This is a genomic window from Rhizobium sp. G187, from assembly GCF_051549525.1.
Classification (GTDB): domain Bacteria; phylum Pseudomonadota; class Alphaproteobacteria; order Rhizobiales; family Rhizobiaceae; genus Allorhizobium.
In genome coordinates, this window is record NZ_JBPUGM010000001.1 from 866,824 (window position 1) to 892,714 (window position 25,891).

Here is a 25,891-nt window from a genome sequence, read left to right on the forward strand (position 1 = left end):
GCAAAGCCCTCGTTCCGTGCCTTTAGTAGATTTCGGCCCTAAAGGGAAAGCGAAATGAGACAAAGGTCGCTCAGAACAGGCTACGCCCCAGGCTAAGACCTGAAAAGACGGCAGCAAAGGACAGCAAAAGACTGCCAGCGATATAGGCCATCCCCTGAAGTGTAGCCCCCCGCTCGACCAACACCAGCGTATCCAGCGAAAAGGAAGAGAAGGTGGTGAAACCGCCGAGGAAGCCGACAATGAGCAGGAGCCGTAGCTCCATTGAGGCATCAAACTTGCGCGCAAACAGTTCTGCGAGAAAGCCGATCGCGAAGGAGCCGACAACATTGACCGTCAACGTTCCCCAGGGAAAGGCAGGCCCAAGCAGCCGCGTCATCGCCAATCCCGTCAGGTAGCGACACACGGAGCCCAAGGCGCCACCAAAGGCAACGAGCAGAACATTGAACATGAAGTCTCCGGCACAAAAGAGGACCAGAGCCTTCAAACCCCTGCCGCAGGTCGGCGTCAAGCCTTGGCCGCAGCAAGAAAGGTCCCGACAAAGGATTTGAGCGCCACCCAATCGGTGAATTCGTGATCCTCGTCGGCATCCGTGGGAGCGTGTCTCTCTCTGGCCATGCGTTGCATCATCCAGCGCTTGAAGAAATCATATTCGCGGTACCGCAGGGCCCCGGCTGCGTGATGGGTCATGGCTGGCCGCCATCCGGTTTCTTCAACGAAATGATCGGCAAACCCTCGTGCCTCCTGACGCTCCGCCTCGACATCGCTTGCGATCAGAAGACTTACAGAAACGAAAGACGTCGGCACAGTGCTCAACCAGGGCACCTCTCGCATGACAAAGTCACGGAACACGGTCGGGTACTTCCCAGCATGGATCGGCGCACAGAGGATCGCGGCTTCGGGATGTCCAACGGCGTATTCCTCAAGTGAGGCGATGTCGAAAAGCAATGCCCTTTCTCCCGCAGCTTCAATCTCTCCAGCAATACTGTCTGCAATCTTGCGCGTCTGACCTTCAATCGAAACATAGCCAACCAATATCATCATCCAGACATCCTCCATGTGCGTCAGATGCAAAAAATGTAGCGCTGACGGCATGATAACGACTTGATTCAGGACAAATCCGGAGGCGCAATCCTCGAAATTCATTGGTTACAGATTTAATAAAACCGACCGGAACGACTTAAAGATGCATAGATAACCGCGTGTTATCCTAATATCATTACATAATATCTGGAAAACAACGATGACCCAGGTCGTGACAGTCTCAGCACATACCGCCGCCTATGCTATGGAGCCTGTAAAAGCACCACTGCGTACAGGAAGAACATCCTATGCGGAGGAACATACTCGACTGCTGGCCGAACAGGCATCGCAGAGCGAGGACCTACGGCTAAGGGCCCTGGTCAACGTGGTGCAGCCGCCAGCCCTCGCGCTCTACTTTCTGACGTCGAGCCAGAAGCGCTTCGAGCAATCAACCTTGAAGGAAACCATCGAGGCCTACAAGAACTCGGTGACCTGACATAAAGCGGGGCCTTGACCCCGCCCCTTCGCGGCCCATGATGGCCGCGAATGTGAAGTCGTCGCCGATTTGCGATGGTTAGCGCGCGCCGACCGGCAGCATGACCTCAACCTGTCCTGCCTTTTCAAAGGTCAAGGTTACCGGAACGCTGTCACCTTGCCTGAAGGGCTTTACCACCTTGTAGAACATCATGTGCATGCCGCCCGGCGCCAATTCGACGGTCTGGCCGGCCGGAATTGTGATGCCATCCTTCAGCTGCCGCATCTTCATCACGTCACCCTGCATGCTCATTTCGTGAAGCTGAACTTCCCCCGCCTGCTCGGAGGTTGCTGACACGAGGCGGTCGTCAGCATCACCCTTGTTGGTCACGGTGATGAAACCACCGCCAACCGGCTGGCCGGGAAGCATCGCCTTGGTGAAGCCGGCGGTCAGTTCGAGGTTGCCCAGGGTGACCGGTTCGAAGCCGCCCGGATTGGCATCCGCCATCTGCGCATCGTGACCCGCATGCGCAGCATGGGCTCCGTGCGCACCGCCAGCTGCGTCTACAGTGGAAACCTGCTGACCTTGGGAACTATCGGCAGCATGCGCCGCATGACCCGCATGCTCATCTCCTTGCCCAGCTTCAACCGCCAGCACAGGTGCCGGCCCCTTCAAGGAATGCGGATCCTGCCCCGGAGCGGCAATCTCGGTCCAGGCAACCTTGGCATCGGCACCACACAATTGCACGGTGGGGAAAGCAAGGCCGGTTGCCGGATCGCCGGCTGCGACTTTGCCGTAGACGACAAACGTATCGTAGAAATCATCCGGCAACTCGCCATTCTTAAAGCGGATCTCCACCGGACCAGAGGTTATCGCCTTGCCGTGATTGTCGTAGCTCTTCTGGTAGTCGCCAGTGATGATTTCAATCTCCCAGCCAGGCTTGACCATCGGCTTGGCGGAAATGAAGCCTTCCGGCAGCTTGATCTGAACCTCGTTGGTCGCCTTGCCGTCACAGCCATGCGGTACCTGCAGGGTGGCGGCGACGTAAGAGCCGATCTTGACCGGCTGATTGGCAAAGCTTGCATGCGCCAGAGCGGCCGTCGAGGAAGCCAGCGTCAGCATGGCAGTTGCGAAAATAACCTGGGTTTTCATGGATATCTCTCCGTGCCGCGCCTCGTGGGCCAGCGGCGATACTGTCTTTTCAAGGTGAAGATCAGATCAGGCGGATAGCGGGGGACCGCGGGAGCGCGGCTGCTCGGAGGCTTGAGGAACATACGGACGAGCCTCAGCGGCATCGGCCTTGCCAAGGCTCTGGAATGCGGAGATGAGCCAGCCATCACAAGGCACCGGCAAAAGCACGGCGCCGGCCAACCGGCACGCCTCACAATCACTGGCCTGGTGGCTTCGGGTATGGCCGCGATCTGCAATGCACAGATCTGCAAAGGTGCCATCTGGCAGACTGTAGGCAGCGGACTGGAAATCGGTCGCAATTGCCGCTGGCGTGCGATGGGCAAATCCCACCGACAGGAAGACCATGGCGCACAGAATGCGCAGGATCTTTGCCGCAGGGTGTGACTTCGTCTTCATCGCCGTCCTCGTCTCGACGTCTGCTTTAGCGCGATGCTTGGCCGAAGCCAAGCGACGAGATGCCGCGTGGGTATGGAAAGGCTAACCACCATTCAGCGATACTCCCGCAGGCGGCTATGGCGCTGACACGACAAAAATCTGCTCGTGAGCGACGCGCCCCCTTGCCAAGTCACCCCGCAACCGGATAATGCCGCCAAGACCTTGTTGGGAGAAACCGGTTCAATCCGGTGCCGAAGGAGCAACCGCCCCGGAAACTCTCAGGCAAAAGGACCACAAGGCGTCGACTGCACTCTGGAGAGAGGCCCGTTTCCAAACCGGGCTGCGCCGAAGGGATAACAATCTCAGGCACAAGGACAGAGGGGGCTCATGGAGATGGCACAACCGTGCCCAGACTTGAGCAATCGCGCGAGCGCGAGTACCCGGAGGCGACGTCTTGGACGATCATACCCAACTTAAACGCACCCCCCTTTATGACTTCCACGTGTTGCTTGGCGCCAAGATGGTGCCCTTTGCCGGCTATGACATGCCGGTTCAGTATCCAGCCGGCGTGTTGAAGGAGCATCTCCATACGCGTTCCGCTGCCGGCCTCTTCGACGTTTCCCATATGGGACAGGTCGAACTCGTTGCGACCTCGGGCGCTTACGTGGATGCAGCCGAGGCGCTGGAAACGCTCGTTCCGGTGGACATCCTCGGCCTGAAAGACGGCCGCCAGCGCTATGGCTTTTTCACCGACGACAATGGCGGCATCCTCGACGATCTGATGATATCACGCCTCGGCGAGCGTCTGCTGGTCGTGGTCAATGCCGGCTGCAAGGATGAGGACATCGCCCATATGCGGGCGAAGCTTCCTGATGGCATTCAGGTTCTGGTACATGACGACCGCGCTCTGCTCGCCCTCCAGGGTCCGAAGGCTGAAGCCGTTTTGTCAGCGCTGAATTCCGATGTTGGCGCTATGAAGTTCATGGACGTGCGTGAACTGTCTCTGGGCGACATTCCTGCTCTCGTCTCCCGCACCGGCTATTCCGGCGAAGACGGGTTTGAGATCTCGGTGCCCGAAGACCGCGCCACCGACCTCGCCAAGGCGCTGCTCGACAACCCGGACTGTCAGCCCATTGGCCTCGGCGCACGCGATTCGCTGCGGCTCGAGGCCGGTCTCTGCCTCTATGGCAATGACATCGACACCACCACGTCGCCTGTCGAAGCCTCGATCGAATGGGGCATCCAGAAGATCCGTCGTTCTGGCGGCGCCCGCGAGGGCGGCTTTCCAGGTGCCGAGCGCATTCTCGGAGAGCTCGAGAATGGCGTTTCCCGCCGCCGCGTCGGGTTGAAGCCCGAGGGCAAGGCACCCGTGCGCCCACCGGCAAAGCTCTTTGCCGATGCGGACGGCTCAATCGAAATCGGTCACGTGTCCTCCGGCGGTTTCGGTCCCAGTGCCGAGGGGCCGATCGCCATGGGTTATGTACCGACGGAGATGGCCGAGGCCGGCACGCAGGTCTTCGCTGAGGTGCGTGGCAAGTATCTGCCGCTCACCATCACGGCTCTGCCCTTTGTAACCCCAACCTACAAACGCTGACGCGATGAACATGCATTGTGCTGCCCCTCATCCCCCTGCCGAATGAGAGGCAAGTGCGCAGCATCGACACACCGACAAACACACGAGAGGAACAAACAATGTTGAAATTCACCGCAGAACACGAATGGCTGAAGATTGAAGACGGCGTTGCCACCGTCGGCATCACCACCCATGCCGCAGGCCAGCTCGGCGATCTCGTCTTTGTTGAGCTGCCAGAGGAAGGCACAAGCTTTAAAAAGGACGGCACGGCTGCGACCGTCGAGAGCGTCAAGGCCGCCTCCGACGTCTACTGCCCGCTCGACGGTGAAGTGGTCGAGATCAACCAGGCGATCGTCGACGATCCGTCACTGGTCAATTCCGATCCGGAAGGTGCTGCCTGGTTCTTCAAGCTGAAGCTCGCGAACCCCGCTGACGCTGACGCCCTGCTCGATGAGGCCGCCTACAAGGAGCTGATTGCGTAATGACGACGGAATTTCAGTTCACGGATTACGATCCTTACGACTTCGCCAATCGCCGCCATATCGGCCCTTCCCCGGCCGAAATGACCGAGATGCTCAAGGTTATCGGCTATCACACGCTCGACGAGCTGATCGATGCGACGGTTCCCGCCTCGATCCGCCAGACGGTCCCGCTCACCTGGGGCCAGGCGATGACCGAGCGCGAGGCCCTCGACAAGCTGCGCGAGACCGCCAACAAGAACCTCGCTCTGACCTCGCTGATTGGCCAGGGCTATTACGGCACCATCACGCCGCCGGTTATCCAGCGCAACATTTTGGAAAACCCGGCCTGGTACACAGCTTACACGCCCTACCAGCCGGAAATCAGTCAGGGCCGCCTCGAGGCACTCCTCAACTTCCAGACCATGGTGACGGATCTGACCGGTCTCGACGTGGCCAATGCCTCGCTGCTGGATGAAGCGACCGCTGCTGCCGAAGCCATGGCGCTCTGCCAGCGCAGCGCCAGGACCAAGGCGACCGGCTTCTTTGTCGACAAGGACTGCCACCCGCAGACCATCGCCGTCATCCAGACCCGCGCCGAACCGCTTGGTTGGACCGTTACCGTCGGCGACCCCTTCACCGATCTCGACCCGACCGAAGTCTTCGGCGCGATCTTCCAGTATCCGGGCACGCACGGTCATATCAGTGACTTCTCCGGCCTGATTGCCCGTCTGCACCAGACCGGCGCACTCGCCGCCGTCGCTGCCGACATCATGGCGCTGCTGCTCTTGAAGTCCCCCGGTGAAATGGGTGCCGATATCGCCATCGGTTCTACCCAGCGCTTCGGCGTTCCCATGGGTTACGGCGGCCCGCATGCGGCCTATATGGCGGTCAAGGATGCGATCAAGCGCTCGATGCCGGGCCGCCTCGTCGGTGTCTCCGTCGATGCGCGTGGCAACCGCGCCTATCGCCTGTCGCTGCAGACCCGCGAACAGCATATCCGCCGCGAAAAGGCGACGTCGAACATCTGCACAGCGCAGGTTCTGCTCGCCGTCATGGCCTCGATGTATGCCGTCTTCCATGGTCCCAAGGGCCTGAAGGCAATTGCCCAGCAGGTGCATCAGAAGACAGTCATCCTGGCCAAGGGCTTGGAGAAGCTCGGCTACAGGATAGAGCCTGAAACCTTCTTCGATACAATCACTGTCGAAGTCGGCCATATGCAGGGCCTCGTGATGCGCGCGGCTGTCGCCGAAGGTGTGAACCTGCGCAAGGTCGGCGAGACCAAGGTCGGCATTTCGCTCGACGAGCGCAGCCGTCCAGCCACACTCGAAGCCGTCTGGCGTGCTTTCGGCGGCAGTTTCAAGGTCGAAGACTTCTCTGCAGACTATCGCCTGCCGAAAGATCTGCTGCGCACCAGTGACTACCTCACGCATCCGATCTTCCACATGAACCGCGCCGAAAGCGAGATGACCCGCTATATCCGCCGGCTCTCGGACCGCGACCTCGCGCTCGACCGGGCCATGATCCCGCTCGGCTCCTGCACGATGAAGCTGAACGCGACAGCAGAAATGTTGCCGATCACCTGGCCGGAATTCTCCGACATCCACCCCTTCGCGCCGGCCGATCAGACGCTTGGTTACAAGGAGATGATCGACGATCTCTCGGAGAAGCTCTGCGCGGTCACAGGCTATGACGCAATTTCGATGCAGCCGAATTCGGGTGCGCAAGGTGAGTACGCGGGACTTCTGACGATCCGCGCCTATCACCTGTCGCGGGGCGACACGCATCGCACCGTCTGCCTGATCCCGACGTCTGCGCATGGCACCAATCCGGCCTCCGCCCAGATGGTCGGCATGACGGTCGTGCCGGTGAAGTCGAAGGAAAACGGCGACGTCGACCTCGACGACTTCCGCGCCAAGGCAGAACAGCATGCAGACAATCTCTCCTGCTGCATGATCACCTATCCTTCCACGCATGGCGTGTTCGAGGAGACAGTGCGCGAGATCTGCGAGATCACCCACCAGTTCGGTGGCCAGGTCTATCTCGACGGCGCCAACATGAATGCCATGGTCGGCGTGTCCCGTCCCGGGGATATCGGATCCGACGTCTCCCACCTCAACCTGCACAAGACCTTCTGCATTCCGCATGGCGGCGGTGGTCCGGGCATGGGTCCGATCGGCGTCAAGTCGCATCTCGCGCCCTTCCTGCCAGGCCATGTCGTGACCGATGGCCGTCCGGGTGCGGTCTCGGCTGGCCCTTACGGCTCGCCGTCAATCCTGCCGATCAGCTGGTCCTACTGCCTGATGATGGGTGGCGAAGGTCTGACGCAGGCGACGAAAGTCGCGATCCTCAACGCCAACTACATCGCAGCGCGTCTGAAAGGCGCCTATGACGTGCTTTACACGTCTGCCTCGGGTCGCGTGGCGCATGAATGCATCATCGACACCCGCCCGCTGCAGGTCTCTGCTGGCGTCACCGTCGACGATGTCGCCAAGCGCCTCATCGACTGTGGTTTCCATGCGCCGACCATGAGCTGGCCGGTTGCCGGCACGCTGATGATCGAACCGACGGAATCGGAAACCAAGGCCGAAATCGACCGTTTCTGCGAAGCGATGCTGGCGATCCGCGAGGAAGCCCGCGCCATCGAAGAAGGCCGGATGGACAAGGCCAACAATCCGCTGAAGAACGCACCGCATACGGTGGAAGACCTGGTCGGCCAGTGGGATCGTCCCTATAGCCGCGAACAGGCCTGCTACCCGCCGGGCGCCTTCCGGGTCGACAAGTACTGGTCGTCGGTCAACCGCGTCGACAATGTCTATGGCGACCGCAACCTCGTTTGCACCTGCCCGCCGATGGAAGCCTACGCGGAAGCTGCCGAGTAACGGCCAGCCCTCAAATCGCCTCCTGAACGCCGCCCTTGAGGCGGCGTTTTTCATTTGTGATTACACACCGACAAACCCTGTGATGGAACGGAATGCTCGGGCGCCCGTTCTTCAACCTGTCCAACACAGGAGAACAGACATGCGCAATACTCTTATCCTCGCTGGTGCAGCGGCACTCATGACGCTCTCGGCGTCGGCCAATGCGCAGGAAACTGTCATCATCCAGCAGGCTCCGGTCGCCACCCAATCGACCATCGTGGTGCCGGCACCAGTCGAAACCTATGTCATGCAGCGCGAAGTGCGCTCGGTGCCTTACGAAGGTGATGTGCTGATCGGCCGTGTCATTGAAGACCCGGTCGAGCTCTATCCCGTCGATGGTTATGAGGGTTATGCATACACCGTGGTCAATGATCGACGCGTGATCGTCGATCCACAGACCCGTCAGATCATCCAGATCGTCGAATGACGGCTGCAGGAGTTTGATCTTTGAGAGCCCGGCGCACAGCGCCGGGCTTTTCTTAGGGCCAGCGTCCCTTTCCGTCCCGAAACGGAGCAGGCCGGCAACCGCATCCACTTTCTGGCAAGACTGTTTTTTCAGATTTCCCTAATGGTGACCCGCTAATACTGCTGCTTGGAAACGCCAGTTGCAGGATCAGCCAATGAGCCTTTCGGCCGTCATGGGAATTTCCCTCTCCGGGATGCAGGCGCAGCAGACGCGGCTGGCCGCCACAGCGAACAATATCGCCAATGTCTCGACACCCGGCTACAATCGGCTAGAGACCAAGTTTTCGTCCGTCGAAAGCGGCGGAGTGAGGGCGAGTGTTGAGCCCTCGGGTGGCGCGATCTCCGCCGAGGCCTCCAATGTCGATCTCGCCACGGAGATTCTGTCTGTGATGACTGCAGAGACGGCCTTCAAAGCCAATGCTGCCGTCTGGGAAACCGGTGCCGACATGTGGGATGTGTTGAAGACCATCGTCCGCGACTGATTCGTCTGCAGTTTGCACCTGCCTCATCCTCGTCCCTCTGGACCCGAGATGCATTTGAGACGAAGCCAGCAGGACCACCCCTCCGGGTTCAAACTGTCGACAGCCCAAAAAAAGCAGCGGGCATGGTATCTGCTGCGTACGATTTCCGCGCATCTGGCTTGAAAGCACCATCTTCGTGAGACCACATCAGACGGTTGCCACCGTTTGCCCACAGGATGAGCCATGTTCGACCCGTATATCGATAGTCTCAGCAAACTCGTCATGTCTGCCGAGCGTTTGTCTCGTGCACAGTTCGACGCCTCCTTCCAGCACGCCCTCGCCGAAGCGCTCAGCCCTGTCGTCACGAATGATTATGTCGATGACTGCATCGAACTGATCACTCTCGCCGTCGACGGCCTTTTCGCTGCAGACACAGCCCAGGATGTCGCCCGCAATCACATCCTCTGCGGGATCGAGGCATTGAGGGACGAATTGGCCTTGTGCGAGCGTAAGGACATGCCGAGGCGTGTCGCCGCCGGCATGTGACCGATCTCAACCGTGGCGAATGCTTGAAGACGCCTCTAGAGCCGTTGCGCTTGTTGCAAGCGATACCATTTCGAGCAAGTGGTCGAGAAACAACGTCTCTTCACTGAGTGGCTCTTTCAGCGAGACACTGTGGATGATTTCTCTCAAGCTACGAACCTGCTCCCCGACGATGGAACGTACGTAGATATCCGAGGATGGAAACTGGGCGTTCTTCATCTCATTCTCCTGCCATTCTGTGGTATTCGACAATGCCGTGCATTTCATCGGCATAGGGAAGCCTTCTCAGAGCGCCCATGCCGAAGGGATTTCCGGGCGAAAGTTCAAGGTCGAGAACGCTGCCCGTGATTGCGTAGAGTTCGTGGTGCTTCAACAGCCCCCGCGCGGAAGGCTTTGCGCTGATCGGCACAATCAATGAGCCATCAAGTACGCTGGGTGCGGCAAGCGGCATCACATCCCAGCCGGTGCTGACCAGAAGATTGACCAGTTTGGGGTGCGTCTGGACGATCAACTGATCGATCCCCGCAACGAGGCAATATTCGAGCACACCAGTCATCAGGATATGCGAGAGCGGCACATTGGCGATCCGCGCGTCCGAGACCGCAGCGATACAGCGCGTCCACTCATAGATCCGATTGCCACGGGGCCACTCCGCGCCGTCCATCAAATGAGGATAGATATCCGAGAGAAGATGCGGCCCCATTGTCGGCAGCAGGCGACTGTAGCCCATAACCTCGCCATCGATGAGAAGCGGAAGATGAACGGCATCGGGCGTATCGAACTGATCGATTTCCCGCCCATCAGGACGGCGGATGGCCGTCCAGCCGAGACGCTCGACAAACTGCGCATGCCGGAAGCGCCAGATCTTCTCCATCAGCTGATGATTGGCCCCACCGTGGGAACCGAGGATCGTCGCCAACATGTCCCATACCTCTCAATTTTGAGAGAGAATGCTTCAGGCATGGCACGATCCAAATAGGCCGTTTCGCCTACTTAACGAATGATGCCGAGTCGTATCGCCTCGGCAATCAGTTGCGCACGATTGACACTATTCAACCTGCGGCTTGCAGACGCAACTTCATGCTGGACGGTTTTCTCCGAGATGCCGAGAATCTGGCCGATTTCCCAGTTCGTCTTACCCGCTGCACACCACATAATTACCTCACGCTCGCGCGGGGTAACCTTCAATGCTGCGGCCATGCGACGGGTATCGGGCTCCGCCATAAAGGCGCGAAGCTTGTTGTGTGCATAGATCGAGATGATCTGAAGCGCACCCCTTTGGGCATCCGAGAGGTCAACCTTGCGGGCCCCGAAGGTGACGATGGCCTGAAAACCGCCGACGGAGTGCAGAGGGACGCTGTAGCCGTCCATCATTCCGAACTCCGTCGCCTCGTTCATGACCTTTCGGGCTGTCCGGGAGAGCGGCTCCGTGGCAAGGGCCTCGGACCATACAAAGGCCTCGTCCGACATGCGAGTCCGGTGGATCACCGGGTCCACATGCACATAGTTTTCGTTGACATAGCGCTCAAACCACTCTTCCGGCCAGGCACTCAGCATGAAGTATGGGTCAATCCGCTCATTTGGCAGCGGAATACCCGAAATAGCATAGCAGTCCATCCCGAAGGCGTCTGCTGCCCGGCCAAGACCGGACAGCACTGCCGCCTTGTTACTCGCGTTCGCACATTCCGAAATGAAATCAAACATGGCATTTGCTGCCACTTGCCGCCCCACCATTGTCGCCCCCGACACAAGTACAGAAGATAGCTTTCAGGTTCACGCTAACACACGTGTCCACATGCTGCATTAGCGACCTACGGTATCCCTGCAATTTAAGGGGAAATCATCTTGTGAGGGAAAACAGATCACCCACGGCACGGTCTGGCGCGGCTTATGCCTGCTCGGCTTGGCGCCGTTCCGCAAGATCGGCCAGATCCGCGGCTTTCAGTTCTACCGATTCACCGCAACCGCAGGCCGAGGTCTGGTTCGGATTGTGGAAGGTAAAGCCTGAGCGCAAGGTCGTGGTTTCAAACCCCATCTCGGTACCCAACAGATAAAGCACGGCTGCCGGGTCAATCCAGACCGTAGCACCATCCTTTTCGATGCGGTCGTCACGGTCGTTAGGCTCGGTCACCAGATCGATGGTGTACTCCATCCCGGCACAGCCACCCTTCTTGATACCGACCCGGATACCCTTGGCATCGGGACCGGAATGCTCGACGATCGCTTTTACGCGTGCGGCCGCCGCATCGCTGAGGGTCATCACTTGAAAGGCCATCGGCACTACTCCATCAACCACCGGGTTCAAGGTCCGGCGTTTCTCCGCGCAATGTAAGAGACCAGCCTCGTTGGTTCAATAGCGTAGGCGCGCATCCACGAACGGGTTTCCCGTCTTCCCCAGGTCCACGCAGGTCATCGTGATCAATCCGTGGGCAAGCCGGATATTTTCTAAAACACGCTTGTTATCAGAAGCTTGGATCCCCGGTTGCAGCCGGGTCGCATTTGACCACGATCAAAAATGACGCAGCGTGCAGAGGAGATGGATGCAAACACGAGCAAAGACGCCGACTTTCGCGAAAATTTTGACCATTCGGTAAAATATTTTCCGACAGAAAATCCAATACATTGATTCCATTATTCTTTTTAGACTGGCACGCCATTTGCTTCGTTATCTGCGAACAAAAACGGCGCTTAGCGCGCCTCCAGAAGCGGAGAACAGGATATGGAAATCGGCGTCTTCATCCCGATCGGCAATAATGGCTGGCTTTTGTCGGAGAATGCCCCGCAGTACAAACCGAGCTTCGAGCTGAACAAGGCGATCACGCTGAAGGCCGAATCCTACGGTTTCGACTTCGCGCTCTCGATGATCAAGCTGCGCGGATTCGGCGGCAAGACAGAGTTCTGGGACTACAATCTCGAGAGTTTCACGCTGATGGCCGGCCTTGCCGCCGTTACGTCAAAGATCAAGCTTTTTGGCACCGCCGCCACCCTCATCATGCCCCCGGCCATCGTTGCGCGCATGGCAACGACGATTGATTCGATCTCCGGCGGCCGGTTCGGGGTCAATCTGGTCACCGGCTGGCAACGTCCGGAATACAGCCAGATGGGGCTGTGGCCCGGCGACGATTATTTCTCCGACCGCTATGAATATTTGACCGAATACACGACCGTTCTGAAAGACCTGCTCACCACCGGCCGATCGGATCTCAAGGGCAAGCATTTCCAGATGGATGATTGCCAGATGAAACCGATCCCGGAAGGCGATGTGAAGCTGATCTGCGCCGGCTCTTCCAATGCCGGCATGGCCTTCTCTGCCCAGTTTGCCGACTACAGCTTCTGCTTTGGCGTCGGCGTGAACACGCCGAAAGCCTTCGCGCCCACCAATGAACGCCTGCTCGCCGCCACCGAAAAGACCGGTCGCGAGGTGCGTTCGTTCGTGCTGACCATGGTTCTGGCCGAAGAAACCACCGAGGAAGCCTTTGCCAAGTGGGAGCACTACAAGGCGGGTGCCGACGAGGAAGCCATCAAGTGGCTCGGCCTGCAGAGTGCCGCCGACACCAAATCCGGCTCCGACACCAATGTCCGCCACATGTCGAACCCGGTGTCTGCCGTCAACATCAATATGGGCACGCTGATCGGCTCCTATGCGGAAGTCGCCGCCATGCTTGACGAGATGAGCGAAGTCCCCGGCACCGGCGGCGTGATGCTGACCTTCGACGACTTCCTCGAAGGCATCGAGAAGTTCGGCAAATACGTTCAGCCGCTGATGAAGAGCCGCGCCCATGTCACCCAGATGCTGGAGGCCGCCGAATGAGCGAGGCCGTTGTTGCAGGCTATCAGCCACGCCCGGAGCTGACCAAGAGCGTCACGCTTCCGGCCCGTCCCGAGCCGATCACCCTCAAGCCATCGGAAACGGCCGTCGTCGTGGTCGACATGCAGAATGCCTATTCGACCGAAGGCGGTTATGTCGATCTTGCCGGCTTCGACATTTCAGGCGCCAAGGGCACGATCGCGAACATTCAGAAGACGGTTGAGGCGGCACGGGCTGCCGGCGTGCTGGTCGTCTATTTCCAAAACGGCTGGGACAAGGATTATGTCGAGGCTGGCGGCCCAGGCTCGCCCAACTGGCACAAGTCGAATGCACTGAAAACCATGCGCGCAAGGCCAGAACTGCAGGGGCAATTGCTTGCCAAGGGCACCTGGGACTATGCGATTGTCGATGAACTGCAGCCGCAGCCGGGCGACATCCTGGTGCCGAAGAGCCGCTACTCCGGCTTCTTCAACACCAATATGGACTCGGTGCTCAGAGCCCGTGGCATCCGCAACCTCGTCTTTGTCGGCATTGCCACGAATGTCTGTGTCGAAAGCTCGCTGCGCGATGCCTTCCACCTCGAATATTTCGGCGTGATGCTCGAGGACGCGACCCATCACCTCGGCCCCGACTTCATCCAGCAGGCGACCGTCTACAACGTCGAAAAATTCTTCGGCTGGGTGGCGACCGTCAGCGACTTCTGCGGCGCGATCGGACAGGCAGCTCCTGCCGACGCCGCTTGATACCATCACCATTCAACAAACGGAGAGAGTGAGAATGCCCAAGACCATCGTCGTTCCCGAAGGCACATCCAAGCCGCTTGCCCCCTATTCACCCGGCACGCTTGCCGATGGCATCCTCTATGTCTCGGGAACGCTTCCCTTCGACAAGAACAACAATGTCGTGCATGTCGGCGATGCGGAGGCCCAAACCCGGCATGTGCTGGAGACGATCAAGTCCGTCATCGAAACCGCCGGCGGAACCATGCAGGACGTCACGATGAACCATATCTTCGTCACTGACTGGGCCAACTACCAGGCGGTGAACAAGGTCTATGCCGAATACTTCCCCAGCAACGAACCGGCCCGCTACTGCGTGCAGTGCGGCCTGGTGAAGCCGGATGCGCTCGTCGAGATCGCGACGGTCGCGCATATCGGGAAGAAGTAACGGAAGCACAGCCCCTCATCCCCCTGCCGGGACCTTCTCCCCGCGAGCGGGGAGAAGAAACCGAACCGCAACCGCCTGCACCTGGGCTTCCCTAGCACTAAGGGCGGCCGTCCCCTCTCCCCGCCTGCGGGGAGAGGGTCAGGGTGAGGGGCAAAGCCAGAGCAGACACGCATGCATTACGACATCCACGGCCTGACCTCCCCCGATGCGCCGACCATCCTGCTCTCGTCAGGCCTTGGCGGCTCGGGCGGCTATTGGGCACCGCAGATCCCTGCCCTGTCCGAGCGATTTCGCATTATCACCTATGACCATCGCGGCTGCGGAAAGACGGGCGGCACGGTGCCCGAGGACGGCGGCATTTCGACCATGGCCGATGACGTGCTTGAAATCGTCGAGACGCTGAAGCTCAAAAGTTTCCATTTCATGGGCCATGCGCTGGGCGGTCTGATCGGGCTGGATCTGGCGCTGCGCCGTCCGGAACTGATCGAAAGTCTCGTGCTGATCAATGCCTGGAGCAAGGCAGATCCGCATTCCGGACGTTGCTTCGACGTGCGCATTGCGCTGCTCGAAAACGCCGGTGTCGAGGCCTTCGTCAAGGCACAGCCGCTCTTCCTCTATCCGGCCATCTACATGGCGGAAAACCCGGAAAAGATGGCGGCGGAACAGACGCATGCGCTCGCCCATTTCCAGGGGCGCGACAACATCCTGCGCCGGATTGCGGCACTGCGCGCCTTTGATGTCGACGGCCGTCTTGGCGAAATCCAGGCGCCGACGCTGGTCATTGCCACCCGCGACGACCTGCTCGTCCCCTATTCCCGTTCCCTGCGCCTCGCCGAAGGGCTGCCGAACGCAAATCTCGTGCTGACCGTCGCCGGTGGACACGCCGTGAACGTCACCTACCCCCAACAATTCAACCGTGCGGTAATCGACTTCCTGTCGACCCTCGAACACACCTGAAGGAAACGCCCATGTTGGCCACCAAGACCATCACCCCCGTTGCCTCCGTGTCGGAAGGCGTCTCGCCGGAGAAAAGTGCCGCCTATCGCAACGGCATGGCCCGCCTCGCCGCAGCCGTGACCATCGTGACGACGGATGGACCCGGCGGTCGCGCCGGCTTTGCAGCAACCGCCGTCACCAGCGTTTCGGACAATCCGCCGACGCTTCTCGTCTGCCTCAACAAGGGTAGTTCAGCCTATCCCGCCGTCAGCGCCAACGGGTTTGTCGCGGTCAACGTTCTCTCGGCAGAACACGAACCCGTCAGCCGGCTTTTTGGCGGCAAGACGCCCGTCGACGAGCGCTTCGCCGCTGCCACCTGGGAGACCACAGAGACCGGCACGCCGCGCCTCGCAGACGCCCTCGTCTCCTTCGAATGCCGGATCACGGAAGTGCATGACGGCAGCACGCATGACGTTTTGTTCTGCGAGGTTCTCGACCTCACCACCCGCGAGGACGGCCAGGCGCTGGTCTATTTCGACCGGGGCTATCGTACCGTCTAAATGGCTGTACCCAAACGCGAAACGGCCCGCGCGAGGCGGGCCGTTTCGTTGCGTGCCTAATTCTCTCAATACCAGCCGACGGCGACCTGCGCCTCTTCGGACATGCGGTCCGGCGTCCATGGCGGATCGAAGCTCATTTCCACTTCGACGCCCGACACGCCTTCGACCGAGCCGACGGCATTCTCGACCCAGCCCGGCATTTCGCCGGCGACCGGGCAACCGGGTGCCGTCAGCGTCATGACGATCTTTACCGTCCGGTCGTCCTCGATGTCGATCTTGTAGATCAGCCCGAGCTCGAAGATGTCGGCCGGGATTTCCGGATCATAGACGGTCTTCAGCGCCGCAACGATATCATCCGACAGGCGCGCCACCTCTTCCGGCGGGATCGCCGTGTTGATGATGCCGTCGCGGACGTCTGGCTTGGTTTCGGTGTCACTCATGGTGTTCATTCCTCAGGCGAAGAAGCTGCGGGCGTAATCCAGCGCGTCCGCCAGCGCGTCGACTTCTTCCCTTGTGTTATAGAGACCGAAGGACGCCCGGCAAGTGGAGGTCACGCCGAAACGTGCCAGAAGCGGCTGGGCGCAATGGGTTCCGGCGCGAACGGCCACGCCGCGACGGTCGATCATGGTCGAGACATCATGCGCATGAATGCCTGCGAGTTCGAAGGAGAAGATCGCTCCCTTGCCGGGTGCATTGCCAATGATCCTCAGCGAATTGATCGCCGAGAGGCGCTCATGCGCATAGGCGCGCAGGCTTTCCTCATGGGCGGCGATGTTCTGGCGGCCTAGCGCTTCCATATAGTCGAGCGCATAGCCGAGCCCGATCGCCTGGACGATCGGCGGCGTGCCGGCCTCGAAGCGATGGGGCGGCTCGTTATAGGTGACCCGGTCTTCGGCGACCTCAATGATCATCTCGCCGCCGCCCATGAAGGGGTCCATGTCGCGAAGCCGGTCCATCTTGCCCCAGAGCACGCCGATGCCCGAGGGGCCGTAGAGCTTGTGGCCTGTCACCGCATACCAGTCGCAGCCAAGATCCTGGACATCGACCGGCATGTGGACTGCCCCTTGAGAGCCATCAACCATAACGGCGATGCCGCGCTCATGCGCGATACGGCAGACCTCCTTGATCGGCACGACGGTACCAAGCGCGTTCGACATATGGGTGATGGCGATCAGCTTTGTGCGCTCAGTCAGGCAGCCGACAAAGGCTTCCATGTCGAAAGCGCCGTCATCGGTCACCGGGGCCCAGACGAGCTTGGCGCCCTTGCGCTCCCTGAGGAAATGCCAGGGCACGATGTTGGAATGGTGCTCCATGATCGAGAGCACGATCTCGTCGCCCTCGCCAATGTGCTTCATACCCCAGCCATAGGCGACCGTGTTGATCGCCTCGGTCGAGGACTTGGTGAAGATCACCTCATCGATCGAGGGGGCATTCAGGAAGCGGCGCACCTTTTCGCGTGCCGCCTCATAGGCATCCGTCGCGGCGTTGGACAGGAAATGCAGGCCACGATGCACATTCGCATATTCGTTAGAGTATGCGTGGCTGATCGCGTCGATAACCAGCCGCGGCTTCTGGGCCGAGGCGGCATTGTCGAGATAGACCAGCTTCTTGCCGTAGACCTCGCGCGACAGGATCGGGAAATCCTGGCGCACGGCCTCGACGTTATATCCTGTCCGAGCCGCGATCGTGTCAGCCATGATGCTCCAGCCAGTCGGTGATGATTTCTTCCAGGGCTTCGACGAGCGGCTCGTTTTCGAGCTCCTCGACGATTTCGGCAACGAAGCCGTTGATCAGCAGGGCGCGGGCCTGCTTTTCCGGAATGCCGCGCGACATCAGGTAGTAGAGATGGCTCTTCTCGATGTCAGCAACCGTGGCACCATGGGCGCACTGCACGTCGTCGGCGAAGATTTCGAGCTCGGGCTTGACCGAAAATTCGCAATCATCCGACATCAGCAGCGTGTTGCAGGCCATGCGGGCGTCGGTCTTCTGCGCATCCGGGGCGACCCGGATCATGCCCTGGAAGACGCCGCGTGCGCGATCAAAGACCACGTTGCGGATCACTTCCGTCGAGGTCGTGTTCGGCACGTTATGGCCGAGCGTCATGGTGACGTCTGTATGCGTGTCACCGCCCAGCAGGTTGACGCCACGCAGCATGAAATCGGAGCCTTCGCCAACCGTCTTCACATGCACTTCCTGGCGCACCAGCTTGCCACCGGCATTGATGATGAACAGACGGAACTTGGCATCCGTGCCGAGTTCAACACGGATTTGACCCAAATGGGTATCCGCATCGCCTTCGCCCTGAAGAATGATCCAGGTGATCTCCGCACCTTCGCCGAGCTTCAGATCGGCGACGACGGAGGCAAGGGCCGCAGAACCGCTCTGGCCGATGTGGCGCTCGACCACCGTTGCCTTCGAGGACTTGCCGAAGTTTGCCGGGAAGCGCATGTGTAGCTGGCCGGCAGCATGCACCGACTGCAACTCGATCGGCGCTTCGATCTCGGCATCATCGGCCACCTCAAGCGTGTAACCGTCGCGCACAAAGGCGCCATTGATGCGACCGATCGTATCGTCGCCGTTAAACGCCGTGAGCCCCTCGGCGGCCGTTCCGCTCGACAGGGCGTCACGATAGACAAAAACGCTCAAGCCCTCCGGCAAGGCGGCCGGCATCTGCGCCACGCCCTGCAGGACGTTGAGCACGGTCGCGCCTGCGACCAGCGGATTGGCCGCCTTGGCGATTGCCTGCGGTTCATCGACGGGAAGCGTGCGCAACAGCGCCTTGAGGTCCGTATAGTGGAAGGTCTCGACGCGGCGCGTCGGCAGGCCCTGACGCTTCAGGGCATCGAACAGGCCGTCACGTTTCTGCAGCACGGCGCCGTCGCCGGGCAGGCTGCCGATCTGGTGGGTATAGGCGTCGATGAGCTGGGTCTCGGCTGTGGTGAGCCGGTTGGCCGCTTGCAAAGTCATCGTTGCAACTCCTTCAAACTTGAGAGCCCTTAGGCTGCCTGACCGGTGATGTCGGCATAGCCGTTGGCTTCAAGTTCAAGCGCAAGATCCTTGTCGCCCGACTTGATGATCTGGCCCTTGTAAAGAACATGGACGCTGTCCGGCACGATGTAGTCGAGCAGGCGCTGGTAGTGGGTGATTACCACGGTTGCGCGATCCGGGCGCTTCAGGGCGTTGACACCGTCGGCGACGATCTTCAGCGCATCGATGTCGAGGCCGGAATCGGTCTCATCGAGGATGCACAGCTTCGGCTCGAGCAGCGCCATCTGCAGGATTTCGGCGCGCTTCTTTTCACCGCCCGAGAAGCCGACGTTCAGCGGACGCTTCAGCATGTCAGGATTGATCTTCAGTTCGGCCGAGGCTTCCTTGACGCGGCGGATGAAGTCCGGCGTCGTCAGTTCGGCTTCGCCGCGCGCCTTCCGCTGCGAGTTCATCGCCACTTTGAGGAACTGCATGGTGGCCACACCCGGGATTTCGACCGGATACTGGAAGGCGAGGAAGATGCCCTTGGCGGCGCGCTCGGCCGGGTCGAGTTCGAGAATGCTCTCACCGTTATAGAGGATGTCGCCTTCGGTGACTTCATAGTCTTCGCGGCCCGACAGGATGTAGGACAGTGTCGACTTACCCGAACCGTTCGGGCCCATGATGGCGGCGACTTCGCCGGCCTTTACGGTCAGGTTCAGGCCACGGATGATTTCGGTGCCATCTTCGGCGATGCGGGCATGGAGGTTTCTGATTTCAAGCATGACAATCTCAATCTCTGTTTGCCTCAAACATCAGAGGCTTTGTTCGTCGTTTTCTATTTCTCGTCTTCCGACGAGCCATTTTGTTTTCCGATGCTGGAAGGGTTGCCGGGCGTAATAAGCGTTCCGATGTCGCCGATGCCGGAGACCAAGATGAAGACCACCGACAGGGTTCCAATCGCAATCATACTTGCGCCGGTGTCCCTTACCGCTCCTACGCCCGTTATTCCTCCGGCAAGTGCCAACAGAATGCCACCAATGATCATCAGTCCAAGAACCACACCTGCCGCCGCAAAAACGAAGGTGAAGAACTTGCGGATCATCGTGCGACCTCTCTGCTAGCCAACACTTCCCTCCAGCGAGATGTTGATCAGCTTCTGCGCTTCAACCGCAAATTCCATCGGCAGCTGCTGGATGACGTCGCGGACGAAGCCGTTGACGATGAGCGCAATCGCCTCTTCTTCCGGGATGCCGCGCTGCATGGCGTAGAACTTCTGGTCCTCGGAGATCTTCGAGGTCGTCGCCTCGTGCTCCACCTTGGCCGTCGAGTTCTTCACCTCGATATAGGGCACGGTATGCGCGCCGCAGGTGTCACCGATCAGGAGCGAATCGCAATTGGTGAAGTTGCGGGCGTTTTCCGCCTTGCGGTGCATCGAGACCTGGCCGCGATATGTGTTCTGCGACACGCCGGCCGAGATGCCCTTGGAGATGATCCGGCTCTTGGTGTTCTTGCCGAGATGGATCATCTTGGTGCCGCTGTCGACCTGCTGATGGCCGTTGGAGACGGCGATCGAGTAGAACTCGCCCTGGCTGTCGTCGCCACGCAGGATGCAGGACGGATATTTCCAGGTGATGGCCGAGCCGGTCTCGACCTGGGTCCAGGAGATCTTCGAGCGCGCACCACGGCAATCGCCACGCTTGGTGACGAAGTTGTAGATGCCGCCCTTGCCGTCCTTGTCGCCGGGATACCAGTTCTGGACGGTCGAATACTTGATCTCGGCGTCATCGAGCGCCACGAGTTCTACCACGGCTGCATGCAGCTGGTTTTCGTCGCGCTGGGGTGCCGTGCAGCCTTCGAGATAGGACACGTAGGCGCCTTCCTCGGCGATGATCAGCGTGCGCTCGAACTGGCCGGTGTTTTTCTCGTTGATGCGGAAATAGGTGCTGAGTTCCATTGGGCAGCGAACGCCCTTTGGAATGTAGACGAAGGAACCGTCGGTGAAGACCGCGCAGTTCAGCGTCGCATAGTAGTTGTCGGTGACCGGAACGACCGAGCCGAGATACTTCTTCACCAGATCGGGATGCTCGCGCACCGCTTCCGAGATCGACATGAAGATCACGCCGGCCTTTTTCAGCTCTTCCTTGAAGGTCGTGACAACCGAAACGGAATCGAAGACGGCATCGACGGCGATCTTCGAGGTCTGGACGCCGGCGAGGATTTCCTGCTCGCGCAGAGGGATACCGAGCTTTTCATAGACCTTCAGCAGTTCCGGATCGACGTCGTCGATCGATGTCGGACCCGCCGTGCTCTTCGGCGCGGCATAGTAGTAGATGTCGTTAAAGTCGATCTTCGGGTAGTCGACACGGGCCCAGGTGGGCTCTTCCATCGTCAGCCAGCGCTTGTAGGCGTCGAGGCGCCATTCTAGCATCCATTCCGGCTCGTTCTTTTTTGCCGAAATGAAGCGGACGATGTCTTCCGACAGGCCCTTCGGGGCCTTGTCGACTTCAATCATGGTTTCAAAACCGTACTTGTACTGGTCGACGTCGATCTGGCGAACCTGATCGATCGTTTCCTGCACAGCAGCCATGGTCGTTCTCCAATCTTGCCGGGCCAAATTCCGGCAGCTTGTTAACGTTGGGCGGGTGACCCGCCTTACTTAAGGTTCCCGAGCCATCTTTTCACCCCTTTTGGCAAGGGAAAAAGGACGGCTCACCCAGAATTCCGTCGCGTCAGGCGGCTTGGCCCGCCATCCGCCGTCTCGCCGCGATCTTGGCGAATGTCGCGACAAAGCGCTCCATTTCCGCCTCAGTGGTCTGCGGGCCAAGCGATAGCCGCAAGGCACCGGTTGCAGCATCCTCGCCCATGGCCGTCAGCACATGGCTCGCGCCGACTTTGCCCGAAGAGCAGGCGGAACCGGCCGAAAGCGCAATGCCCTCGAGGTCGAATGCGATCTGCCCGGTCTCGGCCTTGAGGCCCGGCAGATGAAAAAAACATGTGTTGCCGACGCGCTCGACATTGCGGCCATAGATGACCGTGTCCGGCGCTACAGCGAGCATGGCGGCTTCTGCTCCATCCCGCAGCTCGGCCATTGAAGCGCTGCGCGCGGAAAGTCCATCGGCCATCAGGGCTGCCGCCGCACCAAACCCTGCGATGGCGCCCAGGTTTTCGGTTCCGGCCCGATGCCCCTTTTCCTGGCCACCGCCCCGTACCAGTGGCTCCGGCATCAGCGTTTCGCCCCGCGAGACGAGCGCACCGACACCCTTCGGCCCACCCAGCTTGTGCGCCGACAGGATCAGGAAGTCTGCGCCCAGTTCGGCGATCGAGACAGGCAGTCGCGCAACAGCTTGCACGGCATCCACAACCAGCAAGCCACCAAACTTCTTTACGATGGCGGAGGCTTCCCGGATTGGCTGGACGATACCGGTTTCATTGTTCACCAGCATGATCGCGACGAGCGGAAGGCCTTTTGCCACATCGTGCCGAGCAAGCGCATCGGAGAGCGCTTCAAGATCGATAACGCCAGACCGCATCACTGGCAGAGATGTCACACTGTCGGCCGCAAAACGTCCGCCAGCGCGCACCGCCGGATGCTCGATGGCAGAGACGTAGAGCGCGCCGATCGAGATCGACGCCTTGCCCATCTTGTAAACGGGCGACAGGACATGGTTCGCCGCTTCGGTGGCGCTCGCGGTAAAGGTCACATGGGCCGGCTCTGCGCCAACGAGTGCGGCAACGCTGCGCCGCGCCTTCTCAACAACCGCGCGCGCGGCGCGCCCTTCCGCATGCACAGAGGATGGATTGCCGGGCATAGCCAGCGCCTCGAGCATGGCCTCGCGGGCGCACGGCAAAAGCGGTGCGGTCGCGTTCCAGTCGAGATAGATGCGCTCTGCAGCCATGCTGCCCTCAGGCCCCCTGATATTACCGGCGTATTTTCCTTGAAATTTCGGCCGGGCATGTCCTATGACACCTTCACCCCGGATGGAACGCCATCCAGTTTCGAACGGTTCTAAACTTTGTTCTAGAAAAGCTGACTGGCGTCGTCAAGTCAGCTTTCTAATTTGATGTTGACGAACCGCAAAAATTGTCAGGGACCGGAACCTAATGCCCGAAGTGATTTTCAACGGCCCAGCGGGCCGCCTCGAAGGCCGTTATCAGCCCTCCAAGGAAAAAAGCGCGCCGATCGCCATCATCCTGCACCCGCACCCCCAGTTCGGCGGCACGATGAACAACCAGATCGTCTACCAGCTGTTCTACATGTTCCAGAAGCGTGGCTTCACGACGCTGCGTTTCAACTTCCGCTCGATCGGTCGCAGCCAGGGCGAGTTCGACCATGGCGCGGGCGAATTGTCGGATGCAGCCTCCGCGCTCGACTGGGTCCAGAGCCTGCATCCGGATTCGAAGAGCTGCTGGGTCGCCGGCTATTCCTTCGGCGCCTGGATCGGCATGCAGCTTCTGATGCGCCGCCCGGAGATCGAAGGCTTCATGTCGATTGCACCGCAGCCGAACATCTACGACTTCTCCTTCCTCGCCCCCTGCCCGTCTTCGGGCCTGATCATCCATGGTGACGGCGACAAGGTCGCGCCGGAGAAGGACGTGATCGGCCTCGTCGACAAGCTGAAGGCGCAGAAGGGCATCCTGATCACCCACAAGACGATCCCAGGTGCCAACCACTTCTTTAACGGCCAGGTGGAAACGCTGATGTCCGAATGCGAAGACTATCTCGACCGTCGCCTTGAGGGCGATCTGGTTCCGGAACCGGCTGCCAAGCGGATCCGCTGAACGCATCGCATCTTCGTCTCTTGAAATGGCGCGGACATGTCCGCGCCATTTTTTATTCGTGCAAGGCTTTGCATTGACAACCTGCCGCTGCGTCAGGGATCTTGCGCAAGGACAGGACACTCAATTTTCATGACCAAAGTTGAAATGAACCGATCATCCTTCGACGCCGTCGGCCTCGCCGGTGGCGGAAACCGGTGTTACTGGCAAAGCGGCTTCCTGAAATCCTACAGCGAGCACCGCCCGCTTGCGCCGCGCTTCTATGTCGCGGTGTCCGCCGGGGCCTATCATGGCGCGATGTTTCTGGCCGGTGTCGGTGACCGGGTCCGCGCATCGGCCTTTGCCTTTGCAGAAAAACGACATCCCGGAATTGATTGGCGGGCGCTGAAAAAACGCCAGTCACCGCTTGTCGTCGGCGCATTGTTCCGAGACCTGCTCACCAGCGAATTCGGCGAGGCTGAACTCGCGGCGCTCAAAAGCGCCCCTCCGATGCTGATCCAGTTATCGGAGCTTCCGGGATGGATGCCCGGAACCATGGGCGCAGCCGGGTCGATCGCAGCCTACCAGATCGAAAAACTATTGACGGATGGGGCGCATTCCCGGGCTGGTCGGCGCATGGGGCTGAAACCGGTCTGGATGTCGACACACAACATGGACTATCCCGGCGAACTCGTGGACGCACTGATGGCGACAGCCTCGGTGCCGCCTTTCATGCCGGTGGGCCGCGTTCGCGCCCGCGCTTATCTCGATGGCGGCCTTGTTGACAATCCGCCGCTGATCAAGCTCAGCGAGGTGGAAAACAAGGGATGGCGGACGCTCCTTTTGTCGACGCGCTTCGGCCGCCTGCCTGCGTCCGCCCCGAACCGGGTGGTTGTCGGGCCAAGCGAGGATATTCCGGTCAACAAGTTTGCCGTCGGCGATGCCGCCGGCATCCGTCACGCCTATGAAGTGGGCTTACGCGACGGGCTGGCTTTTGCAAGAGTCAGCACGCCGAACGGAGAAAACGCGCGCTAATCGCTGTTGTCTCGGCTCTTTGCCAGGATCCCGCCGGCCATCGGCGCCTTGACACCGGTGGTGCCGGGAAATGTCAGCGGCAAGCCTTTCGAGGCGCGGACGGCCAGATAGGCCCAGGCCTCTGCCTCCATGGCGTCCCCGTCAAATCCCGCCGCCTCCGCAGACAGTACCGTCGCTTCCGTTTCCGCCGCAAGGTGGGCGAGATCAGCCATGATCATCCGGTTTAATCGACCACCACCGCAGATCACATAAATCTTCGGCGCCGACGGCAGATGGCCCGCGGATTTTAGGATTGCGGCCGCCGACACATAAGCCAGCGTCCGGGCGCCATCAGACAATTCGGCCTCATGACTTTGCGGCGGCTGGAAATCGTTGCGATCAAGCGACCGGCGCGCCTTTGCCGTGAAAAAAGGGCTGGCGAGATAGCGCTCGGCGAGCCCCATGATGACCGCCCCTTCGGAAGCGATGCGGCCGCCGTCGTCATAGGGAATGCCGGCATTGGCCTCGACCCATTGATCGATCAGCGTGTTGCCCGGACCGCTGTCGAAGCCGATGATCGTGCCGTCTCGATCAAGGAAAGTGAGGTTCGAAATTCCGCCGATATTGACGAAACAGACCGGCCAATTCTCTGCCGGGATCTGATGCGCAAGTGCGTGGTGATAGACAGGCACCAGCGGCGCACCCTGCCCGCCATGCAGCATGTCATTGGCGCGCATGTCATAGACCACGTCGATACCGGTTTTGCGGGCCAGCAGCGGGCCGTCACCGATCTGCACGGTCAAAGCCTCATCCGGTCGGTGCAACACCGTCTGGCCATGGAAACCGATGAGATCGACGTCGCGACTGGCCAGGCCTTCCCGCTCGAGAAACATCAGGACCGCCTCGACATGACGTAGAGTGAGGTCCGTTTCCATACGTGAGAGACCGCCCGGTCGCTCGTCACGCTGTCTGATTGCCTTGGCGTCTTCAAGAGCCTGCTTGAGTTGATCGCGGAAGGCCGGCTCGTAGGGAACCGACAGGAAGGCTCCCCGCTCCACGGCAGCCTCTCCATCGGTGCGCAGAAGCGCCACGTCGATGCCATCCATCGAGGTGCCGCTCATCAACCCGATCGCCGTTCTGATGTCCGCCATGTATCCCCCGATTCGACTGCTGCTGATCAGGGACATTCATGACCTAGA

30 protein-coding genes and 1 riboswitch are annotated in these 25,891 nt (G+C 60.0%); of the genes, 14 read left to right on the forward strand and 16 right to left on the reverse strand.

The window, feature by feature from the left end; genetic code table 11:
• Positions 1-70: 70 nt before the first annotated feature.
• Both crcB and ACSV9I_RS04140 read right to left on the reverse strand, forming a co-directional pair.
• Complete coding sequence (crcB, locus tag ACSV9I_RS04135) at positions 71-448, reverse strand: fluoride efflux transporter CrcB (protein WP_438327454.1); 378 nt, start codon at positions 446-448, stop codon at positions 71-73.
• A gap of 56 nt (positions 449-504) precedes the next feature.
• Positions 505-1,143: a flavodoxin domain-containing protein gene (locus ACSV9I_RS04140; RefSeq protein ID WP_438327455.1), complete on the reverse strand. Its 639-nt coding sequence runs from the start codon at positions 1,141-1,143 to the stop codon at positions 505-507.
• 97 nt (positions 1,144-1,240) lie between these two features.
• Between ACSV9I_RS04140 and ACSV9I_RS04145 the strand changes: the two genes are divergently transcribed.
• Positions 1,241-1,516, forward strand: a complete 276-nt coding sequence (locus tag ACSV9I_RS04145) for a hypothetical protein (protein ID WP_054159937.1) — start codon at positions 1,241-1,243, stop codon at positions 1,514-1,516.
• A 78-nt stretch (positions 1,517-1,594) separates the two neighbouring features.
• Here ACSV9I_RS04145 and ACSV9I_RS04150 read toward each other — a convergent pair whose 3' ends face one another.
• Both ACSV9I_RS04150 and ACSV9I_RS04155 read right to left on the reverse strand, forming a co-directional pair.
• The gene (locus ACSV9I_RS04150; RefSeq protein ID WP_438327456.1) at positions 1,595-2,647 is read right to left on the reverse strand and encodes a copper chaperone PCu(A)C; all 1,053 of its coding nucleotides are present in this window, start codon (positions 2,645-2,647) and stop codon (positions 1,595-1,597) included.
• Positions 2,648-2,713: 66 nt separating this feature from the next.
• A complete protein-coding gene (locus ACSV9I_RS04155) occupies positions 2,714-3,082 on the reverse strand; it encodes a hypothetical protein (protein WP_438327457.1) in 369 nt (122 codons plus the stop codon).
• Positions 3,083-3,277: 195 nt separating this feature from the next.
• A riboswitch (glycine riboswitch) is annotated at positions 3,278-3,365 on the forward strand.
• 150 nt (positions 3,366-3,515) lie between these two features.
• Here ACSV9I_RS04155 and gcvT point away from each other — a divergent pair.
• From gcvT to ACSV9I_RS04185, 6 genes are all read left to right on the forward strand, one after another.
• Entirely contained in the window at positions 3,516-4,655 is a 1,140-nt protein-coding gene (gcvT, locus tag ACSV9I_RS04160) for a glycine cleavage system aminomethyltransferase GcvT (RefSeq protein ID WP_438327459.1), read from the forward strand.
• Between the two features lie 98 nt (positions 4,656-4,753).
• Positions 4,754-5,116 (forward strand): glycine cleavage system protein GcvH, encoded by a 363-nt coding sequence (gcvH, locus tag ACSV9I_RS04165; protein WP_438327460.1) that lies wholly within the window; start codon positions 4,754-4,756, stop codon positions 5,114-5,116.
• The gene (gene gcvP, locus ACSV9I_RS04170) at positions 5,116-7,974 is read left to right on the forward strand and encodes an aminomethyl-transferring glycine dehydrogenase (protein ID WP_438327461.1); all 2,859 of its coding nucleotides are present in this window, start codon (positions 5,116-5,118) and stop codon (positions 7,972-7,974) included. The genes gcvH and gcvP overlap by 1 nt, the downstream gene beginning before the upstream one ends.
• A 139-nt stretch (positions 7,975-8,113) precedes the next feature.
• Positions 8,114-8,440 carry a DUF1236 domain-containing protein gene (locus tag ACSV9I_RS04175; protein ID WP_054159943.1) on the forward strand — a complete coding sequence of 109 codons (327 nt, stop codon included), beginning with the start codon at positions 8,114-8,116 and terminating at the stop codon, positions 8,438-8,440.
• A 193-nt stretch (positions 8,441-8,633) separates the two neighbouring features.
• On the forward strand, positions 8,634-8,960 hold the full coding sequence (locus ACSV9I_RS04180; RefSeq protein ID WP_438327463.1) for a flagellar basal body protein: 327 nt from the start codon (positions 8,634-8,636) through the stop codon (positions 8,958-8,960).
• Between the two features lie 222 nt (positions 8,961-9,182).
• Positions 9,183-9,485, forward strand: coding sequence for a hypothetical protein (locus ACSV9I_RS04185; protein WP_438327465.1), 303 nt, complete (start codon positions 9,183-9,185; stop codon positions 9,483-9,485).
• A gap of 6 nt (positions 9,486-9,491) precedes the next feature.
• Here ACSV9I_RS04185 and ACSV9I_RS04190 read toward each other — a convergent pair whose 3' ends face one another.
• From ACSV9I_RS04190 to sufA, 4 genes are all read right to left on the reverse strand, one after another.
• On the reverse strand, positions 9,492-9,701 hold the full coding sequence (locus ACSV9I_RS04190; protein WP_054159946.1) for a hypothetical protein: 210 nt from the start codon (positions 9,699-9,701) through the stop codon (positions 9,492-9,494).
• A 1-nt stretch (position 9,702) separates the two neighbouring features.
• The gene (locus ACSV9I_RS04195; RefSeq protein WP_438327467.1) at positions 9,703-10,404 is read right to left on the reverse strand and encodes an acyl-homoserine-lactone synthase; all 702 of its coding nucleotides are present in this window, start codon (positions 10,402-10,404) and stop codon (positions 9,703-9,705) included.
• Between the two features lie 71 nt (positions 10,405-10,475).
• Positions 10,476-11,186 (reverse strand): helix-turn-helix transcriptional regulator, encoded by a 711-nt coding sequence (locus tag ACSV9I_RS04200; protein WP_438327469.1) that lies wholly within the window; start codon positions 11,184-11,186, stop codon positions 10,476-10,478.
• A 184-nt stretch (positions 11,187-11,370) separates the two neighbouring features.
• Positions 11,371-11,757: a Fe-S cluster assembly scaffold SufA gene (gene sufA, locus ACSV9I_RS04205; RefSeq protein WP_438327471.1), complete on the reverse strand. Its 387-nt coding sequence runs from the start codon at positions 11,755-11,757 to the stop codon at positions 11,371-11,373.
• A 444-nt stretch (positions 11,758-12,201) separates the two neighbouring features.
• Between sufA and rutA the strand changes: the two genes are divergently transcribed.
• The 5 genes from rutA to ACSV9I_RS04230 all read left to right on the forward strand — a co-directional run bounded on the left by rutA (position 12,202) and on the right by ACSV9I_RS04230 (position 15,953).
• On the forward strand, positions 12,202-13,293 hold the full coding sequence (gene rutA, locus ACSV9I_RS04210) for a pyrimidine utilization protein A (protein WP_438327473.1): 1,092 nt from the start codon (positions 12,202-12,204) through the stop codon (positions 13,291-13,293).
• A complete protein-coding gene (gene rutB / locus ACSV9I_RS04215; protein ID WP_054159950.1) occupies positions 13,290-14,033 on the forward strand; it encodes a pyrimidine utilization protein B in 744 nt (247 codons plus the stop codon). The genes rutA and rutB overlap by 4 nt, the downstream gene beginning before the upstream one ends.
• A 34-nt stretch (positions 14,034-14,067) precedes the next feature.
• Positions 14,068-14,457 (forward strand): pyrimidine utilization protein C, encoded by a 390-nt coding sequence (gene rutC, locus ACSV9I_RS04220; protein WP_054159951.1) that lies wholly within the window; start codon positions 14,068-14,070, stop codon positions 14,455-14,457.
• Between the two features lie 171 nt (positions 14,458-14,628).
• The gene (rutD, locus tag ACSV9I_RS04225; protein ID WP_438327475.1) at positions 14,629-15,414 is read left to right on the forward strand and encodes a pyrimidine utilization protein D; all 786 of its coding nucleotides are present in this window, start codon (positions 14,629-14,631) and stop codon (positions 15,412-15,414) included.
• An 11-nt stretch (positions 15,415-15,425) separates the two neighbouring features.
• Positions 15,426-15,953, forward strand: a complete 528-nt coding sequence (locus tag ACSV9I_RS04230; protein WP_438327476.1) for a flavin reductase — start codon at positions 15,426-15,428, stop codon at positions 15,951-15,953.
• 65 nt (positions 15,954-16,018) lie between these two features.
• Here the strand turns inward: ACSV9I_RS04230 and ACSV9I_RS04235 are convergent, their stop codons facing one another.
• The 7 genes from ACSV9I_RS04235 to ACSV9I_RS04265 all read right to left on the reverse strand — a co-directional run bounded on the left by ACSV9I_RS04235 (position 16,019) and on the right by ACSV9I_RS04265 (position 22,819).
• The gene (locus ACSV9I_RS04235; protein WP_438327478.1) at positions 16,019-16,393 is read right to left on the reverse strand and encodes an SUF system Fe-S cluster assembly protein; all 375 of its coding nucleotides are present in this window, start codon (positions 16,391-16,393) and stop codon (positions 16,019-16,021) included.
• Positions 16,394-16,405: 12 nt separating this feature from the next.
• Complete coding sequence (locus ACSV9I_RS04240; protein ID WP_438327480.1) at positions 16,406-17,650, reverse strand: cysteine desulfurase; 1,245 nt, start codon at positions 17,648-17,650, stop codon at positions 16,406-16,408.
• Complete coding sequence (sufD, locus tag ACSV9I_RS04245) at positions 17,643-18,920, reverse strand: Fe-S cluster assembly protein SufD (RefSeq protein WP_438327481.1); 1,278 nt, start codon at positions 18,918-18,920, stop codon at positions 17,643-17,645. The genes ACSV9I_RS04240 and sufD overlap by 8 nt, the downstream gene beginning before the upstream one ends.
• A gap of 29 nt (positions 18,921-18,949) precedes the next feature.
• On the reverse strand, positions 18,950-19,705 hold the full coding sequence (gene sufC / locus ACSV9I_RS04250; RefSeq protein WP_054159956.1) for a Fe-S cluster assembly ATPase SufC: 756 nt from the start codon (positions 19,703-19,705) through the stop codon (positions 18,950-18,952).
• Between the two features lie 53 nt (positions 19,706-19,758).
• Complete coding sequence (locus tag ACSV9I_RS04255) at positions 19,759-20,025, reverse strand: hypothetical protein (RefSeq protein ID WP_438327482.1); 267 nt, start codon at positions 20,023-20,025, stop codon at positions 19,759-19,761.
• Positions 20,026-20,040: 15 nt separating this feature from the next.
• Positions 20,041-21,510 carry a Fe-S cluster assembly protein SufB gene (gene sufB / locus ACSV9I_RS04260; protein WP_054159958.1) on the reverse strand — a complete coding sequence of 490 codons (1,470 nt, stop codon included), beginning with the start codon at positions 21,508-21,510 and terminating at the stop codon, positions 20,041-20,043.
• A 142-nt stretch (positions 21,511-21,652) separates the two neighbouring features.
• Entirely contained in the window at positions 21,653-22,819 is a 1,167-nt protein-coding gene (locus ACSV9I_RS04265; RefSeq protein WP_438327483.1) for a cysteine desulfurase family protein, read from the reverse strand.
• Between the two features lie 205 nt (positions 22,820-23,024).
• Between ACSV9I_RS04265 and ACSV9I_RS04270 the strand changes: the two genes are divergently transcribed.
• Together ACSV9I_RS04270 and ACSV9I_RS04275 are read left to right on the forward strand one after the other, a co-directional pair.
• Complete coding sequence (locus tag ACSV9I_RS04270; protein WP_054159960.1) at positions 23,025-23,702, forward strand: alpha/beta hydrolase; 678 nt, start codon at positions 23,025-23,027, stop codon at positions 23,700-23,702.
• 129 nt (positions 23,703-23,831) lie between these two features.
• A complete protein-coding gene (locus ACSV9I_RS04275) occupies positions 23,832-24,713 on the forward strand; it encodes a patatin-like phospholipase family protein (protein ID WP_438327485.1) in 882 nt (293 codons plus the stop codon).
• Here the strand turns inward: ACSV9I_RS04275 and ACSV9I_RS04280 are convergent.
• Complete coding sequence (locus tag ACSV9I_RS04280) at positions 24,710-25,843, reverse strand: anhydro-N-acetylmuramic acid kinase (protein ID WP_438327487.1); 1,134 nt, start codon at positions 25,841-25,843, stop codon at positions 24,710-24,712. The two genes, ACSV9I_RS04275 and ACSV9I_RS04280, sit on opposite strands and share 4 nt — an antisense overlap.
• Positions 25,844-25,891: the final 48 nt, after the last annotated feature.

Coding starts and splice junctions, on each gene's coding strand:
- ACSV9I_RS04275 (WP_438327485.1), top strand. CDS start 23,832: ATGACCAAAGTTGAAATGAACCGATCATCCTTCGACGCCGTCGGCCTC.
- rutD (WP_438327475.1), top strand. CDS start 14,629: ATGCATTACGACATCCACGGCCTGACCTCCCCCGATGCGCCGACCATC.
- ACSV9I_RS04265 (WP_438327483.1), bottom strand. CDS start 22,819: ATGGCTGCAGAGCGCATCTATCTCGACTGGAACGCGACCGCACCGCTT.
- rutA (WP_438327473.1), top strand. CDS start 12,202: ATGGAAATCGGCGTCTTCATCCCGATCGGCAATAATGGCTGGCTTTTG.
- ACSV9I_RS04255 (WP_438327482.1), bottom strand. CDS start 20,025: ATGATCCGCAAGTTCTTCACCTTCGTTTTTGCGGCGGCAGGTGTGGTT.
- ACSV9I_RS04240 (WP_438327480.1), bottom strand. CDS start 17,650: ATGGCTGACACGATCGCGGCTCGGACAGGATATAACGTCGAGGCCGTG.
- ACSV9I_RS04150 (WP_438327456.1), bottom strand. CDS start 2,647: ATGAAAACCCAGGTTATTTTCGCAACTGCCATGCTGACGCTGGCTTCC.
- ACSV9I_RS04235 (WP_438327478.1), bottom strand. CDS start 16,393: ATGAGTGACACCGAAACCAAGCCAGACGTCCGCGACGGCATCATCAAC.
- sufC (WP_054159956.1), bottom strand. CDS start 19,705: ATGCTTGAAATCAGAAACCTCCATGCCCGCATCGCCGAAGATGGCACC.
- gcvH (WP_438327460.1), top strand. CDS start 4,754: ATGTTGAAATTCACCGCAGAACACGAATGGCTGAAGATTGAAGACGGC.
- ACSV9I_RS04195 (WP_438327467.1), bottom strand. CDS start 10,404: ATGTTGGCGACGATCCTCGGTTCCCACGGTGGGGCCAATCATCAGCTG.
- ACSV9I_RS04190 (WP_054159946.1), bottom strand. CDS start 9,701: ATGAAGAACGCCCAGTTTCCATCCTCGGATATCTACGTACGTTCCATC.
- ACSV9I_RS04270 (WP_054159960.1), top strand. CDS start 23,025: ATGCCCGAAGTGATTTTCAACGGCCCAGCGGGCCGCCTCGAAGGCCGT.
- ACSV9I_RS04180 (WP_438327463.1), top strand. CDS start 8,634: ATGAGCCTTTCGGCCGTCATGGGAATTTCCCTCTCCGGGATGCAGGCG.
- ACSV9I_RS04230 (WP_438327476.1), top strand. CDS start 15,426: ATGTTGGCCACCAAGACCATCACCCCCGTTGCCTCCGTGTCGGAAGGC.
- ACSV9I_RS04280 (WP_438327487.1), bottom strand. CDS start 25,843: ATGGCGGACATCAGAACGGCGATCGGGTTGATGAGCGGCACCTCGATG.
- ACSV9I_RS04200 (WP_438327469.1), bottom strand. CDS start 11,186: ATGTTTGATTTCATTTCGGAATGTGCGAACGCGAGTAACAAGGCGGCA.
- sufA (WP_438327471.1), bottom strand. CDS start 11,757: ATGGCCTTTCAAGTGATGACCCTCAGCGATGCGGCGGCCGCACGCGTA.
- rutC (WP_054159951.1), top strand. CDS start 14,068: ATGCCCAAGACCATCGTCGTTCCCGAAGGCACATCCAAGCCGCTTGCC.
- ACSV9I_RS04185 (WP_438327465.1), top strand. CDS start 9,183: ATGTTCGACCCGTATATCGATAGTCTCAGCAAACTCGTCATGTCTGCC.
- rutB (WP_054159950.1), top strand. CDS start 13,290: ATGAGCGAGGCCGTTGTTGCAGGCTATCAGCCACGCCCGGAGCTGACC.
- ACSV9I_RS04175 (WP_054159943.1), top strand. CDS start 8,114: ATGCGCAATACTCTTATCCTCGCTGGTGCAGCGGCACTCATGACGCTC.
- ACSV9I_RS04145 (WP_054159937.1), top strand. CDS start 1,241: ATGACCCAGGTCGTGACAGTCTCAGCACATACCGCCGCCTATGCTATG.
- crcB (WP_438327454.1), bottom strand. CDS start 448: ATGTTCAATGTTCTGCTCGTTGCCTTTGGTGGCGCCTTGGGCTCCGTG.
- ACSV9I_RS04140 (WP_438327455.1), bottom strand. CDS start 1,143: ATGAATTTCGAGGATTGCGCCTCCGGATTTGTCCTGAATCAAGTCGTT.
- sufD (WP_438327481.1), bottom strand. CDS start 18,920: ATGACTTTGCAAGCGGCCAACCGGCTCACCACAGCCGAGACCCAGCTC.
- ACSV9I_RS04155 (WP_438327457.1), bottom strand. CDS start 3,082: ATGAAGACGAAGTCACACCCTGCGGCAAAGATCCTGCGCATTCTGTGC.
- gcvP (WP_438327461.1), top strand. CDS start 5,116: ATGACGACGGAATTTCAGTTCACGGATTACGATCCTTACGACTTCGCC.
- sufB (WP_054159958.1), bottom strand. CDS start 21,510: ATGGCTGCTGTGCAGGAAACGATCGATCAGGTTCGCCAGATCGACGTC.